Source organism: Dietzia sp. SLG310A2-38A2 (assembly GCF_014145095.1).
Classification (GTDB): Bacteria; Actinomycetota; Actinomycetes; order Mycobacteriales; family Mycobacteriaceae; genus Dietzia.
In genome coordinates this window covers 1-1,640 of the sequence record NZ_JAALDX010000391.1, presented here as the reverse complement: position 1 = coordinate 1,640, position 1,640 = coordinate 1, and the positions used below count along the sequence as shown (strand labels likewise).

The window sequence follows — 1,640 nt, the reverse complement described above, 5'->3', positions numbered from 1 at the left end:
GGCCGACCCGTCCCGGGTCGCGCAGGTGATGCGCCGCGAGGTCACCCTTCCCGGCCCGGGCGAGATCGTGCTGCCCGACGCCTCCCCCGTGGCCGCTGACGCCCGCGACGGCGACACCGTCCGGTTCCGCTTCTTCACCGACGACGACGGGCGGGACCTCGTCGTACGCCGCTCCTCCGACCAATGGGCGCTCGCCGCCCCGGGCAGCGTGCCCGACTGGCCCGTGGCGCAACTGCCGGACGGGTCCCCGTGGCCGGAGGGTCAGGAGATACCGCAGGAGTTCGTCCCGCGCACCGAGCAGTGGCTCCGGATGGACGACGGACTCGAGGGCGAACGCCTGGAGGCGGCGCTCGACGGGGTCAGATCGGCGGTGGTGGACGCCGACCCGTCGCTGGCGGTCACCGAGACCTTCGCCTCGCGCGAGCAGATCGCGGGTTCCGTCCGGACCGTGCTCACGTCCAGTTCGCTGCTGCTGGCCGTGGCGGTGGCACTCGCGCTGGTGGGAGTGGTCAACACGCTCACGCTCGCGGTTCGGGAGCGGACGCGCGAGATCGGCCTGCTCCGCGGCGTGGGCGTCACCCGGACCGGCGTGTGGCTGATGCTCGTCCTGGAGACCGTGCTGGTGGCGGCGAGCGCCTCGGCTCTCGGAGTCGTCTTGGGAGCGGCGTTCGGCAGGCTCGGCGCGGTCGCCATGGTGGGCCCCGGGACACCCGGTAACATTGCGTTACCGGTGACCGATCTGATCATGGTGGGAGCCGGTGCGGTCGGGGTAGCCGTCCTCGCCGCCGCGGTGGCCTCACTCGGCGCGGTCCGGACGCGGGCGGCCGGCATCTGACCCCGGCATGACGTGATCCACAGCGTCGTCCGGTAGCCATCCTTTGACGGAACTGAGACACTATCGTTATGCAAATTCGGGTGCTCCTGTCTGCCGGCGCGATCGCGCTGGTGGCGGCGTCGTGCGCACAGCCGGATCCGCAGGTCCTCTCGGAAGCCCCGCGGTCCGCCTCTGCCACCGAACTGACCTCTGCGGCCGAGCCGACCGAACGCGACACCCAGCCCGGCCGCTTCATCGCCCGGTGCGCGACCGAGGCCGACGGCGGCACGCCGGGGATGACGGTCTTCACGGACGGCACCCAGAGCGTGACCGACCACTGCCTCAGCCGGTACTACATCGGGGTACAGCCCGCCCCGGGCGCGCTGTACGTGGCCGACGACGAGACGGGCACCTACGCACCGCCCCGTCAGCCCGAGACGGGCACCACGACCACCCAGTGGACGCCCGCCCAGCCGCGGACCGACGTCGGCGTGCAGGATCCGTGGCTCGATGCCGACGAGCCCGCTGAGGACGGGGACCGGGACGAGACGCCGGAGAGCGAGCCGGACGACGGCACCACCGAGGAGACCACGCCGGGTACGCCGGTGACCCCACCGGAGGGGACGACGCCGCCGACCACGTCGCCGACCAGCCCGCCCACCTCTCCCGGAGGCACGGAACCCTCCACCCCGGGCGAGACCGAGACGACGGCCGCGGGACAGGTCAGCCAGCCCACCAACGGATCCGCGGAACCGTCGCCGACAACGGTGCCGACCGCGACCGGAACCGTCGAGCCCGAGCCCCCGGCATCGCCGACCTCGGCCCT

Annotated in this window: 2 protein-coding genes; both read left to right on the top strand. The window is 73.0% G+C overall.

Features of this window, described 5'->3' with window-relative positions; translation table 11 throughout:
- A partial coding sequence (locus tag G6027_RS13645; RefSeq protein WP_182637643.1) for an ABC transporter permease occupies nt 1-835 on the top strand: 835 nt, incomplete at its 5' end.
- An 80-nt stretch (nt 836-915) separates the two neighbouring features.
- Nucleotides 916-1,640 (top strand): hypothetical protein (locus tag G6027_RS13640; RefSeq protein ID WP_182637642.1); only part of this gene is annotated, 725 nt, incomplete at its 3' end.